The sequence below is a fragment of the Acidimicrobiales bacterium genome (genome assembly GCA_036273495.1).
Lineage (GTDB): Bacteria > Actinomycetota > Acidimicrobiia > Acidimicrobiales > JAJPHE01 > DASSEU01.
Map to the genome: position 1 here is coordinate 1 of DASUHN010000390.1, position 14,499 is coordinate 14,499.

Sequence of the window (14,499 nt, forward strand, 5' to 3'; positions counted from 1 at the left end):
CGACCAGACCGGCCGCCACCCGCTCGGCGTCGGTCCTGAGCTGCCCGAAGGTCAGCTCCCGGCCCTGCTCGTCGACGAGCATGCGCCGACCCGGGTCGAGCTCGGCCCGACGCTCGAGGAGCTCCCAGAAGGTGCGCGCGTCACTGATCAGCATCGGGACGCAGGCTATTCGGACCGGCTAACCGGTCGGCTGGGCGACATCCCTTCCGTCCCGTGACAGGTCGGCGGTGCGCTCGGCCAGCTCGAGCAGGCGCTGGTGCTCCATCGCCGCCTCGTGGCGCCGGTCCCCGGCAGGACCGGCCGGCCGCCGGTCCAGCTCGTCGAGGGCCTCGTCCCGGCCGTAGATCACGGCGGTGTCCCCAGCGCCCAGCACCGTCCAACCGCCGGGCACACCGAGGTGCGACCCGTCGACCCGCGTGACCCCGAGCACGGCAATGCCCTCGTCGCGCAGTCCCAGCTCTCCCAGCGGCCGGCCGACCAGCCAGTCCCCCTCCTCGAGGTGGAGCTCTCCGACCGCGTAGTTGCCGGTCAGGTCGAGCAGGCTGGCCAGGTCCCGCGTGGCCAGGTCGGTGTGACGCTCGAGGAGGCGACGGATCACCCGGGTCAGGCGGCGGTCGACCCATGAGCTGCGCGCCACCGCCAGCAGGGCGCACAGTCCGACGATCAGCTCGAGGATGGAGAACCACTGCGACCGGCCGCCGGAGCGGAAGCCGATGATGGCGGAGCTGGCCACGGCCACGATCCCGGCGTTGCCGAGCAGCATCAACGTCATGATCACCCGGCGGCGGACCGGATGACCGATCACCTCTTCGGACTCCCTGGTCGTGAAGCCGGATCCGGTGAAGGCGGACCGGGCCTGGAAGCGCGCCGTGCTCCGGGACATCCCGGTGGCCACCAGGATGACGGTGGCGACCCGCGTGACCACCAGGGACAGGGCCACCACGATCAGCAGCGAGCCGATGGCTATCACGCCCGACGTATATCCCCGGCCGGCCTGCAGGTAATGCCCGCGGGCCCGGTGACGGGCGCGCCCGGTTCGTTGCGTCTTACTCTGCCGCGATGGCTCATCTCTTCGGTCCGGGGCGGCTGGCGTTCGCCTCCACTGCCGTGCTCCTGCTGGCCGGGTGTGGGGCAGCGACGAGCGGAGCCACCGACCCGGCTGCTTCGCCCGGGGGCACCGCCACCACCGGGCCGGCCGGCACCGCGGCGGTGCCGCACACGTCGAACGCGGCCTGGGACACCTACCACGCCGACAACCTCCGCTCCGGCAACGACCCGTCCGGCGCCTCCTACCGTTCGCTGTCCCCGGCCTGGACCTCCCCCCAGCTCGACGGCAAGGTCTACGCCGAGCCGCTGGTGTGGTCGGGGCTGGTGATCGTGGCCACCGAGAACGACACGCTGTACGGGCTGCGCGCCGGTGACGGCAGCGTGGCGTGGAGCACCCACGTGGGAACTCCGGTCCCGCAGTCCGTCCTCCCCTGCGGGGACATCGACCCGGAGGGAATCACATCGACGCCGGCCATCGAGCCGAGCAGCGGGCGGGTCTTCGCCGTCGGCGAGATGATGGTCAACGCGGCGGTGGGACACCAGCTGGTGGCCCTCGACGCCGCGACCGGCAAGCTGCTGTTCCAGGAGTCCGCCGACCCGGCCGGGATGACGAGCCCGTCGACCCATCAGGAGCGAGGCGCGGTGGCCGTGGCCGGGGGTCGGGTCTACGTGCCCTACGGCGGCCTGGACGGGGACTGCGGCAACTACCACGGCTGGGTGGTCGCGGCACCGACGTCGGGACCGGGCCAGCTCATCGCCTACCAGGTGCCCACGGCGCGCGAGGGCGCCATCTGGGCCCCGCCCGGTCCGAGCATCGACTCCGCCGGCAACGTCTGGGTGGCGACGGGCAACGGCAGCTCGAGCACCACCTACGACCACGGGAACAGCGTCATCAAGCTGTCGCCGACCCTGTCCGTGCTCGACTCCTTCGCCCCGTCGAACTGGGCGGCCGACAACGCCAACGACGCCGACCTCGGCTCGACGAGCCCCATGCTGCTGGCGGGCAGCCTCGTGTTCCAGGTCGGCAAGGAGTCGACCGGGTACCTGTTGTCGGCGTCGCATCTCGGGGGGATCGGGGGCCAGCTGTTCTCGGCCAACGTGTGTTTCACCATCGGGGGGGAGGCCGCCGGCCCGTCCGACGTCTACGTGGCCTGCAGCTCGGGGATCAAGGACGTGCACGTCACGGCCAGCCCGCCGTCCTTCCGCGTGGCCTGGTCCGGCCCGTCGGGCGCCACCGGCCCCCCGATCATCGCCGGGGGCCTGGTGTGGTCGGTCGGCGGTTCGTCACAGACCCTCTACGGCCTCGACCCCGCCAGCGGGTCGGCGGTGGTCCAGCAGCACCTGGCCGGCATCCCGGCGTCGTTCAGCACGCCCGCCGCCGGTGACGGGCTCCTCGTCGTCGGCACCGGGCGGGCCGTGCAGGCATTCAGCGGCCCTATCACCACGACCAGCGCCCGTTACTGGCTCCCGGCGGCCGACGGCGGGGTGTTCAACTACGGCTCGGCCGGCTTCTTCGGCTCGGCGGCCCCCAGCCATCCGACCCATCCGGTGGTCGGCATGGCGGCCACCCCGGACGGCAACGGGTACTGGCTGGTGGCCTCCGACGGGGGGATCTTCACCTTCGGGGACGCCGGGTTCCACGGCTCGACCGGGGCCCTGCGGCTCAACCGGCCGGTCGTCGGGATGGCGGCTACCGGCGACGGGGCGGGCTACTGGCTGGCCGCCAACGACGGTGGGGTATTCACCTTCGGGGACGCCCCCTTTCGGGGGTCGGCCGGCAGCCTCCGCCTGACCCGTCCGGTGGTGGGGCTCGGCGCCGACATCGTGACGGGCGGTTACTGGTTGGCGGCGTCCGACGGCGGCGTGTTCGCCTACGGGGCCCCGTTCGGGGGCTCTGCGGGGGGGACGACTCTGGCGGCCCCGATCGTGGGGATCACGGGCAAGGGCTAGCAACGGCCATAGCCTGGTTCCTTGGGCCACCGGCGGCCCGTACCTCAGCGCGCGTTCCCCACTCCCGTTCCGGGGAACTACTTTCATCGTGCCCCCGTTCCCGCCCCCTCCCGGGAGGCCCTCCATGCTCCGGACTGAACCCGACGCGCTCGGGACCTGCCTGACCGATCGCTACCGGCAGGTCCGTGCCCTCACCGAGACACTGGCGGCACCGCTCTCCGCCGAGGATCAGACGGCGCAGTCGATGCCCGACGTCAGCCCCACCAAGTGGCACCGCGCCCACACCTCGTGGTTCTTCGAGACCTTCGTGCTCGAGCCGTTCTCAGGTGGGTACCGGCCGTACGACGACCGCTTCGCCTACCTCTTCAACTCCTATTACGAGACAGTGGGTCCGTTCTTCCCGCGCGCCCACCGCGGTGTCGTCACCCGACCGGGGATAGCCGAGGTGACGGCCTACCGGGCGCACGTCGACGAGGCAGTGGACGACCTCCTGACCGCCGGCGCCCCCGCCGGCGCCGACGGACGCGTCGAGCTCGGCTGCCACCACGAGCAGCAACACCAGGAGCTCGTGCTGATGGACATCAAGAACGTGCTGGCAGCCAACCCGCTCGGCCCCGCCTACATGGGGTCACCTCCCCCGGCCGCCGGCCCGAACGGGGCGCGCCGGGCCGCGGGGGACCACCGGGTCCGCCACGACGGTGGGCTGGTGGAGATCGGTCACGACGGCTTCGGCTTCGCCTTCGACAACGAGCTCCCCCGTCACGGCGTGTACCTGCAGCCGTTCGAGCTGGCCGAGGACCTGGTCAGCAACGGGCAGTGGCTCGAGTTCATGGCCGACGGCGGCTACGAGCGTCCCGAGCTGTGGCTGTCGGAGGGCTGGGCCAAGGTCCGGGCCGAGGGGTGGGACTCACCGCTCTACTGGCACGCCGCCGACGGCGGGTGGCGCCACTACACGCTGGCGGGGGTGCGGGCCGTGGACCCCGCCGAGGCCGTGTGCCACGTGAGCTACTTCGAGGCCGACGCCTTCGCCCGGTGGTCCGGCGCCCGGTTGCCCACCGAAGCGGAGTGGGAGGTCGTGGCCGCCGGTCAGCCCGTCGAGGGCCGGTTCCTCGATCCGGACCGGCTCCACCCCGGACCGGCCGCCGGGGCGGCGTCGATGTTCGGGGACGTGTGGCAGTGGACATCGAGCTCCTACGCCCCGTACCCCGGCTACCGGCCCGGGGCCGGGGCCCTCGGGGAGTACAACGGCAAGTTCATGGCCAACCAGTACGTCCTGCGTGGCGGCTCGTGCGTCTCACCGGCCGGCCACCTGCGCGCCACGTACAGGAACTACTTCCCGGCCGGCGCCCGGTGGGCGTTCGCCGGCCTCCGTCTGGCACGCGACCTGTGAGCAACCCGACCGCCTCCACGCCCGACGTGACCGTCCGGGTGTGCATGGACGACACCGAGGCCCGGGCGCGCCTGCTCGAGGACGCCCGCCGGGGCCTGGCCGCCGAGCCCAAGGATCTCCCGCCCAAGTGGTTCTACGACGAGGAGGGCTCGCGCCTGTTCGAGGAGATCACCCAGCTGCCCGAGTACTACCCCACCCGGGCCGAGCGCGAGATCCTCGTCGCCCGGGCCGAGGAGGTGGCCGAGGTGGCCCGCCCCGAGGTCCTGGTCGAGCTGGGCTCCGGGGCGGCGGTCAAGACGCGGATCCTCCTCGACGCTCTGCACCCGTCGGGCACGACCAGCTACCTGCCCTTCGACGTGTGCGAGGAGGTCGTGCGCCAGTCCGGCGCCGACCTGGCCGGGACCTACGAGAACCTCAGCGTCCAGGGGGTGGTCGGGGACTTCGAGCAGCACCTCCACCTCGTCCCGCGCTGGGGCCGCCAGCTGGTGGCCTTCCTAGGCGGGACCATAGGGAACCTGCTGCCCCACCAGCGCCACCGGTTCCTCCGCCAGGTGCGCAGCCTGATGGAGTCCGGTGACCATCTCCTGCTCGGCGCCGATCTGGTCAAAGACCCGGGCCGGCTGGTGGCGGCGTACGACGATTCCGCCGGGGTGACGGCGCGCTTCAACCGCAACGTGCTCTCCGTCCTCAACCGGGAGCTGGCCGCCGACTTCGATCCGGACGCCTTCGACCACGTGGCCGTGTGGGACGACGACCACGAGTGGATCGAGATGCGGCTGCGAGCCCGCGCCGAGCAGACCGTCACCGCCGCCGGCCTGGACACGCGCATCTCGTTCGGCCAGGGCGAGGAGATGCGCACCGAGGTCTCGGCCAAGTTCCGGCCCGACGGGATCGTCGACGAGCTCGGTGACGCCGGCCTGGACGTGGTCCGCTTCTGGACCGATCGCGCCGGGGACTTCTCGCTGGTGCTGGCCGCGGCCTGACGGGCAGGTCGTCGCCTCGGCTACGTTGAGCCCCGGACCGCGGTCGGCGCTGGGGACAAGTTCCTGACCGGGTTGACGCCGTCAACCGCCCCAGCCCGTACACGGTCGGGGGGAGACGGATGACGCTGCGACAGGCGCTGGAGCGCTACGGGGTGGCCCTGGCCGTGGTGCTGGGCCTGGTGGTGGCCCTGATCGTGCTGCCCGGCAACACCACGACCGGCACGACGCAGGTCGGCCAGGCCGGCGCGGCTCCCGGCTCGGGCAGGTCGGTCAGCCCCGGCGCCCCGACCGGGTCGGCGGGGGGCGCCCTCGGGGCCACGGGCGGGGGCCCGGCGGGCTCGGGCGCCGGCCCGCTCGCCTCCGGAGGGGGAGGCAGCGCCGGCACGGGAGGCGTCGGGACGGCGGCAGGCCCGACCGGTGCCGCCCCGGCCGCTCCCGGCGGGGCGGCGGTCACGTGGGGTGTCGGTCCCCACTGCCGGCCGGACGGACGCCAGATCGGGGTGTCCTACGCCATGCCCCCGTGCGTGCAGTGGAACAGCAAGGACAACGGAGGGGCGACCGGGACGGGCGTCAGCCGCAGCAAGATCGTGGTGGTCCGCTACATCCCGCAGATCGATCCCGGGACCAGGGCCATCCTGCAGAGCGCCCAGCTCTCCGATCCCCCTGCCACGGTCGCGCGCGCCTACCAGGCCCTCACCCGCTACGGGAACCTCCACTACGAGACCTACGGGCGCCAGGTGGTGATGGTCGACTTCAACGCCTCCGGGCCCGTGACCAGCGACGAGAACTCGCGCGCCGACGCCATCGCCATCGCCGGCAACATCAAGCCGTTCGCGGTGATCGACGGGGACCCGGCCCAGGGTGCCCCGCTCACGTTCGTGCGCGAGCTGGCGGTACGGAACATCCCGTGCTTCTGCTCCACCTCGTACCCCTCGGACATCTACACGTCCATGCCGCCAATCGTCTTCAGCCCGTTGCCCACCCTCACCGAGTACGCCCAGAACTCGGCCGAGTACGTGTGCAAGCACCTGGCCGGCCACAACGTCGAGTACGCCGGATTGGGGGTGAGCGGTCCGCGCAAGTTCGGCCTGGTGTACGTGACCGGACAGAACGAGGTGGCGTTCCCGGAGGATGAGGAGGCCAAACCGCTGGCCGAGAAGTACTTCGGCCAGTGCGGCATCCACTTCGCCAAGGAGATCGGGTACTCGTACGACCCGGGCCGGAACCCGACCGACGTAACCAATCTCATCGCCCAGCTGAAGGCGGCCGGGGTCACTACGGTCGTCCCGTTCTGGGATCCCCTCTATCCGATCCTCATCACCCAGGAGGCCACCCGGCAGGCCTTCTTCCCGGAGTGGATCATCACCGGCACCGGGCTCTCGGACACGACCACGGCGGGGCGCCTCTACGACCAGCAGCAGTGGCAGCACGCCTTCGGGACCTCGCCGCTGTGGATCACCTGGGCCACCGTGTCCAAGAGCGCCGGCTACCGGGAGTACCACTGGGCCCGGCCCCAGGACGCACCGGGCTCCGAGGGCGTGCTCATCAACATCTACCGGTCCCGGATCGCCGAGCTGTTCACCGCCGTCCAGATGGCCGGGCCCGACCTCGACCAGGCGACGCTGTCCGCGGGAGCCTTCGCCTATCCCCGCACCGGCGGGACCCCGGCGCGGCCGTTGCTGTACCGCACGCGCCAGTACCCCACCGCCATCAAGGACTTCTCCGAGGTCTTCTACAACGTCAACGCCTCCGGCCCCGACGAGCGGGGTGACAACGGCAAGGGCATGATCACCCGCGCCGACGGGGGCAAGCGGTACCAGATCGGCCAGTGGTACACGGGTCCTCCCCACGTGTTCGGCAGCGCCCCGGCCCCGGTCACGGTGACCGACGACCCACCGGGTGGGGGTGACTGGCCGACCGACAGCAATCCCGGCTCCTATCCCGCCAGCCAGGCCTGCCTGGACTGCTCGTGATCGCGGTCCAGGCGCGCCGCCTGAGGGACCGGGCCGGCCGCGACCGCCGCTCGACCGGCCTGCTGGCCGCGGCGGCGCTGGCCTTCGCGCTGCTCGTGGGGGTCGTGTACCCGGCGCCCCTGCCGATCGTGTTCCTCGGGCTCGTCGTCGGCTCGCTGTACGGGCTGGTGGCCGTCGGCCTCGTGCTCGTCTACCGGGCCAACCGCATCATCAACTTCGCCCAGGGGTCGATCGGCGGGCTGGCGGGCGTCTTCGCCGCCTCGCTGATCGTCGGGCCCCACTGGCCGTACCTGCTGGCGGTGGGGGTCGCTCTGGTCGCCGCCTTTGCGCTGGGTGGGGTGACCGAGCTCGTCTTCGTGCGCCGGTTCGCGCGCGCCCCCCGGCTGATCCTCACCGTGGCCACCATCGGGGTGGCCCAGCTCTACGACGCCGCCACCATCGCCCTGCCCAAGCTGTTCAACTACGACTCGGTACCTCAGCCCCCCCAGCCCTTCCCGTTCCACTTCAGCTGGTTCCCCGTCGTGTTCAACGGCGGACACCTGCTGATCGTGGTGGTCGTCCCCCTGGCCACCGCCGCCCTGTTCACGTTCCTGCGCCGGAGCCGGGCCGGAGTGGCCATTCGCGCCGCCGCCGAGTCCTCCGACCGGGCCGCCACGCTCGGCATCCCGGTGAAGCGCCTCAACACCCTGGTGTGGGTGCTGGCCGGCGGTCTCTCCGGGCTCGGCGTGCTGCTCCGGCTGCCCATCCAGGGCGTCGCCATCGGCGCCGCCCTGGGGCCGAGCCTCCTCCTCTTCGCCCTCGCCGCCGCCGCCATCGGCCGGTTCGAGAGCCTGCCCCGGACGCTCATCGCCTCCCTGGCCATCGGGGTGCTCGAGCAGGCGGTGTTCTTCCGCACGGGGAACACCGACGTGGTCAACGGCGTGCTGCTCGTGGTCATCATCGTGGCCCTCGTGGCCAACCGGCCGTCCGAGGTCGACCGGGCCGCCGAACGGGACGCCAGCTCGTGGGCGGCGGTGGGCCTGGTCCGCGCCGTGCCCGCCGCCCTGCGCCGGCTGCCGGAGTTCCGGATGGCGCGGGCCGCCGGCGCGGTGGTTCTGGCCGGCTTCCTGCTGCTCGCTCCCCTGGCGTGGTCCCCCAGCCAGGTGAGCCTGTTCAGCGTGGGGCTGATCTACGCCGTCGTCGTGTGCTCGCTGGTGGTGCTGACCGGCTGGGCCGGGCAGATCTCCCTCGGCCAGATGGCCTTTGCCGCCATCGGGGGCGCGGTGGCCGGCACCCTGGCCATGCACGGCAAGAACTTCTTCCTGGCCGTTGCCGTGGCGATCGTGGTGGGCGCCGTGATCGCCGTCCTCCTCGGCATCCCGGCGCTGCGCATGCAAGGACCGTTCCTGGCCGTCACCACCTTGGCCTTTGCCCTGGCCACCGGCTCCTACTTCCTCAACCCCGCCTACTTCTCGTGGCTGGTCCCGAACCCCGCCACCGACATCCCCCGTCCGGTGCTGTTCGGGAAGTACGACCTGACGTCCGAGCACGCCATGTACTACGTCGTGCTCCTGGCGCTGGGGTTGTGCGTGGCGGTGGCGTGGCGCATACGGACCTCCCGGGTCGGCCGCACCCTCATCGCCGTCCGGGACAACGCCCGGTCGGCGCAGTCCTTCGGCGTCAGTCCGGTCCGGGCCAAGCTCACCGCCTTTGCCGTGGGCGGGGGCATGGCCGCGCTGGCCGGGGCCCTCTACGCCTACGAGCAGCAGCGGCTGGTCACCTCGCTCCTGGACCCCGAGACCAGCATCACCGTCTTTGTCGTGGCGGTGATCGGAGGACTGGCCTCGCTGCCCGGCGCCATGCTCGGCGCGGCCTACCTGACGGTCGTGAACTACTCGTCGTTCACCCACGCCACCCTGAGCCGCCTGTTCGCCAGCGCCCTGGGTGTCCTCGTGATCCTGCTGTTCCTGCCCGGTGGCCTGGGCGGGCTCGTGTACTCGGTGCGTGACCGCCTGCTGCGCGCCGTGGCCCGCCGGCGCCGGCTCGTCGTGCCGAACCTCCTGGCCGACGTCGCCACCGCCGCCGACACCCCGCCGGAGGCGGGGGCGCAGACGGCGGCGGGGACCGACCCGATCCTGGTCGTCTCCGGCCTCGACGTCTCCTACGGCCGCGCCCAGGTCCTGTTCGAGGTGGACCTGTACGTCGAGCGGGGGGAGATCCTGGCCCTGCTCGGGACCAACGGGGCGGGCAAGTCGACGATCCTGGCCGCCGTGTGCGGCCTGCTCCGGCCCGACCACGGGCGGGTCACCCTGGACGGATCCGACATCACGGGCTGCACGCCCCAACAGGCCCTGGCGGCGGGGGTCGTGCTCGTCCCCGGCGGCAAGGCGGTGTTCCCGACCCTCACCGTCGCCGAGCACCTGCGCCTGGCGGCGTGGACGCTCGAACGGACCGAGCCCGAGCACGTCGCCGAGGCCACGGCGCGGGCGCTGGCCGCCTTCCCGATCCTGGGCCAGCGCTCCGAGCAGAGGGCGGGGAACCTGTCGGGTGGGGAGCAGCAGATGCTGGCCCTGGCGCAGGCTCTGATAGCCCGGCCCAAGCTGCTGCTGATCGACGAGCTCAGCCTCGGGCTGGCCCCCGTCATCGTCGAGCAGCTCCTCGAGATCGTGAAGGCGATCCGTGCCAACGGGACCTCGGTCGTGCTGGTCGAGCAGTCCCTGAACACGGCCGCGTCCCTCGCTGACCGGGCGGTGTTCCTGGAGAAGGGCACGGTTCGCTTCGTCGGCCCGACCGCCGACCTCCTCGACCGGGGGGACGTGGCCCGCGCCGTCTTCTTCGGCGCCGCCGCGACCCGGTCACGAGCGACCGCCGCCGAGGGCACGAACGGCAACGGGCGGTCCCCGTTCCTGGCCGCCTGCCCGACATGCGGGCACGAGCACCCGGTGGCGCTCGAGGTTCGGGAGCTGAGCGCCCGCTTCGGAGGCATCACCGCCGTCGACCAGGTCACCTTCGGCGTCCGGAGCGGGGAGATCGTCGGCATCATCGGGCCCAACGGTGCGGGCAAGACGACGGTGCTCGACCTGGTGTCCGGATACCTGGCGCCGGCATCCGGGCGGGTGATGCTCGAGGGTCAGGACGTCACCGGTCTGTCGGCGGACGTGCGGGCCGTCCGGGGCCTGGGCCGGTCGTTCCAGGACGCCCGCCTCTTCGCCACCCTGACCGTCCGAGAGACGATCGCCACCGCATTCGAGCGCCACGCCCCGGTGCCAGAGGCGCTGGCGGCCGTGGTGCTGTCGCCCGCGGTCAAGGCATCCGAGCGGGAGATCAACGACCGGGTGGACGAGCTGATCGAGTCCATGGGACTGCACGCCTTTGGCGACAAGTTCGTGGGCGAGCTCTCCACGGGGACGCGCCGGATCGTGGACCTGGCATGCGTGCTGGCCCACGATCCATCCGTCCTGCTCCTGGACGAGCCGTCCTCCGGGATAGCCCAGCGCGAGGCGGAGGCACTCGGGCCGGTGCTGCTCGACGTCCGCGACCGCACCGGCGCCGCTCTGGTCGTCATCGAGCACGACATCCCGTTGGTCCGCACGATCAGCGACCGCCTCATCGCCCTGGAGATCGGCGCCGTGATAGCCGAGGGGCCACCTGACGACGTTCTGGGTGACGCCCGCGTGATCGAGGGCTATCTCGGCACCGCCGGACGCCCGGTCAAGCGGACGCGCACCCGTCGCACGGCCCCGGCGGCGGCGTCGGGCTCGGCGCCCCGGCGCCGGAGGTCGGCCGGCACCCCCCAGTAGGATCGTGGCCGGAAGTTCGTCCAGGAGGGTGGCCCGTGGCTGATTTCGATCCGCAGGAGTTCCTCGACGAGCGGAACGCCGCCGACCCCCAGCCCTTCTACCGGAGGGTGCGCGACGTCGGCGGCGCCGTGCCGGGCGTGTTCGGGGGCTACCAGGTGGTCCGCCGGGCCGAGGTGGAGTACGCCCTGCAGCACCCCGACGAGTTCTCCTCGGCCATGGAGGCGGTCGACCTCGGCCAGACGCGGCCCCTGATCCCGCTGCAGATGGACCCGCCCGACCACGTGAAGTACCGCCGCCTCCTCGATCCGGTCTTCTCCCCCCGCGAGATGGCCAAGCTCGAGCCGCAGGTGACCGCTCTGGTCAACGGGCTCATCGACGGCTTCATCGACCGGGGGCAGTGCGACTTCGCTTCGGAGTTCGCGGTGCCGCTGCCGTCGTCGGTCTTCCTGGCCCTGATGGGGATGCCCTACTCCGACCTGGACATGTTCCTCGAGATGAAGGACAGAATCGTCAGGCCGGGGGGGGCGAGCCAGGAGGAGAACCGGCAGATCCACCGCGAGTACGCCGCCAAGATCGACGGCTACTTCGAGTCGATCCTGGCCGAGCGCAAGGCCGAGCGCCGCGACGACCTGCTGAGCCATCTCGTCGACGCCGAGGTGGACGGGGAGAAGCTGACCGACGACGAGATCCTGGGCATCTGCTTCCTGATGCTGCTGGCCGGCCTCGACACGGTGACCGACGCCCTCGAGTGCGACTGGGTCTACCTGGCCCGCCACCAGGACCAGCGCCGACGGATCGTCGACGATCCCGAGATCATCCCCCAGGCGGTCGAGGAGCTCCTGCGCTACGAATCACCGGTCACGGGGGTGGCGCGCATCACCGCCGCCGACGTGGAGCTCGGAGGCTGCCCGATGCCCAAGGGCACCCATGTCGGCGTGTCGATCGGCGCCGCCAACACCGACGAGCGCGCCGTGCCCGACGCCGAGACCGTCGACCTCACCCGCAACCCCAACCGCCATCTGGCCTTCGGCGCCGGCGTGCACCGCTGTCTCGGCTCCCATCTGGCCCGCCTGGAGCTGCGGGTGGCGATGAGGGAGTGGCACCGGCGCATCCCCGACTACCGCATACCCGAGGGGACCGAGCTGCGGTTCTCCTTCGGCCTGCGCCAGGTCGACGAGCTGCCACTGGTGTTCTCCGCCTGAGCGGAGGTCCGGGACCGGCCGGGCGTAGGGTACCGGGGGGTGAAGGGAGGTTCCGTGGCGGCGGTCGTCGATTCCGACCAGCACCTGTACGAGAGCCGGCTCCTCTGGTCCGAGCACATCGATCCCTCCGCCCGGGACGACGCGCTGCGGATCGAGGACGACGAGCTGGGCTACCCCTGGCTCACGTGGCGGGGCCGGCGGATATCACTGGCCGACGTCCAGCTGCCGGGGGACACCGCAGCCATCGGGCGCCACCGGCAGCGCCGGCGCCAGGGACTGGCGCCCGAGTACCGCTACGACGAGGTCCTGCCCACCGACTACTGGGAGCCCGGCGCCCGGGGCCGCCGCCTGGAGGAGATGGGACTGGACGCCGCCGTCGTGTTCCCCAACTACGGCCTCCTGTGGGAGCGCCCCCTCTCCGGGTCGCTCCCGGCCCTCACCGCCAACATGACGGCGTGGAACCGCTGGTGCGCCGAGATCGGCCCCGCCAGCGGGGGCCGGCTGTTCCCCGTCGGGCACCTGACCCTGCGTGACGGCGCCTGGGCCGAGGATCAGATCTCCCGGCTGGCCGCGGCCGGGGTCGGCCTGGCGATGATCGCGCCGGCCCCGGTGGACGGGAGGCCCCTGTCCGACCGGGCCCACGACCGGATGTGGCGGGCCTTCGTCGACCACGGCGTGACACCGGTGTTCCACGTCGCCGACCAGACCCGGATCTTCGACGACGCCTGGTACACCGACGAGGGGGACAGCCTGGCTCCGGTCATGGAGGCGGTCTTCCTCTACACCGCCCCGGCCGTCGCCGTCACCGACCTCATCGTGAACGGGGCCTTCGAGCGCCACCCCGGGCTCCGGGTCGGCATAGTCGAGCTGTCGTCGGTGTGGGTCCCGCAGTACCTCCTGATGCTCGACGGCGGGTGGGACTTCACCAACCGGCTCAACGGTCGGGCGCCCGCCGGGCTGACCCGCAGGCCGAGCGAGTACTTCGTGGACCACGTCCGGGTGTCGTCGTTCTCCTACGAGGGACCGGCCCGACTCACCGCCCAGGCAGGTGACGTTTTCATGTGCTGCAGCGACTACCCCCATTCGGAGGGCACGGCCACGCCGCTGGCGGACTACCGGGTGGCGGGGTGCTCCCCGGAGGCCCAGCCCGGCCTGTTCGGCACCAACCTGACGGCGCTGCTGGGTGCCGGCGGAACGGGCGGGCCGTGATACCGGTCGACATCGCCGGGCTGCAGGTGGAGGAGACGACCGGCGCGCCCGTGGTGCTGCTACGGGAGCACGAGGCGCCCCACCGGGTGCTTCCGATCTTCATCGGCGGCCCGGAGGCGGCGTCGATTGCCCTGGCCCTGAGCTCGCAGACCCCGCCCCGCCCGCTCACCCACGACCTCCTGGTATCGCTGGTCGAGCACCTCGACGCCCGGGTCGAGCGGGTCGAGGTGACCCTCCTGCGCGACGGCGTGTACTTCGCCGAGCTCGCCGTCAGCGGGCCGGAGGGGCCCCAGCGCCTCGACAGCCGGCCGTCGGATGCCATTGCCCTGGCCGTCCGGGTCCAGGCCCCGCTGTTCGTGGCCGAGGCGGTGCTCGACGAGGCCGGGGCCGTCGTGGACGTGACGGGAGGCGAGCCGCCCGACGAGCAGGCCATCGAGGAGGAGGTGGCGGCGTTCCGGTCCCGGCTCGAGAACCTGGACCCCGGCCATTTCCCGACCGACGAGCCCGGGGGCTCAGGCCCCGAGTAGGCGCCGGTAGATCCCGGCCGTGGCCGGGTCGAAGGCGACCAGGCGCACCTCCTCCACTGTCGACCGGGCGCCCCGCAGGGTGTCGACGGCGATGCGGCCCGCCTCCTCCCTCGGATAGCCGTAGACCCCGGTGGAGATGGCGGGGAGGGCCATCGACGTCACCCCCAGGTCGGCCGCCGCCTCCAGGGCCCGGCGGTAGCAGGAGGCGAGGAGCTCCGCCTCTCCCTGGCGGCCGTCGCGGTAGACCGGACCCACGGCGTGGATGATCCAGCGGGCCGGCAGGCGGAAGCCCGGCGTGACCCGGACCTCCCCGGTCGGGCATCCCCCCAGCTCGCGACAGGCCCGGGCCAGCTCGGGTCCGGCCGCGGCGTGGATGGCGCCGTCGACCCCGCCCCCGCCGGCCAGGGCGGCGTTGGCGGCGTTGACCACGGCGTCGACG

At 72.4% G+C, this 14,499-nt stretch carries 10 protein-coding genes; 8 read left to right on the forward strand and 2 right to left on the reverse strand.

The annotated features are described in order from the left end of the window. Positions 1 to 178: 178 nt before the first annotated feature. Entirely contained in the window at positions 179 to 970 is a 792-nt protein-coding gene (locus tag VFW24_16985) for a TrkA C-terminal domain-containing protein (GenBank protein ID HEX5268466.1), read from the reverse strand. 89 nt (positions 971 to 1,059) lie between these two features. Between VFW24_16985 and VFW24_16990 the strand changes: the two genes are divergently transcribed. From VFW24_16990 to VFW24_17025, 8 genes are all read left to right on the forward strand, one after another. Continuing rightward, entirely contained in the window at positions 1,060 to 2,997 is a 1,938-nt protein-coding gene (locus tag VFW24_16990) for a PQQ-binding-like beta-propeller repeat protein (GenBank protein HEX5268467.1), read from the forward strand. Between the two features lie 124 nt (positions 2,998 to 3,121). Continuing rightward, entirely contained in the window at positions 3,122 to 4,387 is a 1,266-nt protein-coding gene (egtB, locus tag VFW24_16995) for an ergothioneine biosynthesis protein EgtB (protein HEX5268468.1), read from the forward strand. Continuing rightward, complete coding sequence (gene egtD / locus VFW24_17000; GenBank protein ID HEX5268469.1) at positions 4,384 to 5,370, forward strand: L-histidine N(alpha)-methyltransferase; 987 nt, start codon at positions 4,384 to 4,386, stop codon at positions 5,368 to 5,370. The genes egtB and egtD overlap by 4 nt, the downstream gene beginning before the upstream one ends. A gap of 119 nt (positions 5,371 to 5,489) precedes the next feature. Continuing rightward, on the forward strand, positions 5,490 to 7,343 hold the full coding sequence (locus VFW24_17005) for a hypothetical protein (protein HEX5268470.1): 1,854 nt from the start codon (positions 5,490 to 5,492) through the stop codon (positions 7,341 to 7,343). Continuing rightward, the gene (locus tag VFW24_17010; GenBank protein ID HEX5268471.1) at positions 7,340 to 11,122 is read left to right on the forward strand and encodes an ATP-binding cassette domain-containing protein; all 3,783 of its coding nucleotides are present in this window, start codon (positions 7,340 to 7,342) and stop codon (positions 11,120 to 11,122) included. Before VFW24_17005 ends, VFW24_17010 begins: the two co-directional genes overlap by 4 nt. A 35-nt stretch (positions 11,123 to 11,157) precedes the next feature. Next, a complete protein-coding gene (locus VFW24_17015; protein ID HEX5268472.1) occupies positions 11,158 to 12,324 on the forward strand; it encodes a cytochrome P450 in 1,167 nt (388 codons plus the stop codon). A gap of 39 nt (positions 12,325 to 12,363) precedes the next feature. Further along, positions 12,364 to 13,533: an amidohydrolase family protein gene (locus VFW24_17020; protein HEX5268473.1), complete on the forward strand. Its 1,170-nt coding sequence runs from the start codon at positions 12,364 to 12,366 to the stop codon at positions 13,531 to 13,533. Then, entirely contained in the window at positions 13,530 to 14,060 is a 531-nt protein-coding gene (locus VFW24_17025; protein ID HEX5268474.1) for a bifunctional nuclease family protein, read from the forward strand. Before VFW24_17020 ends, VFW24_17025 begins: the two co-directional genes overlap by 4 nt. Here the strand turns inward: VFW24_17025 and VFW24_17030 are convergent. Then, positions 14,046 to 14,499 (reverse strand): O-acetyl-ADP-ribose deacetylase (locus VFW24_17030; protein HEX5268475.1); only part of this gene is annotated, 454 nt, incomplete at its 5' end. The two genes, VFW24_17025 and VFW24_17030, sit on opposite strands and share 15 nt — an antisense overlap.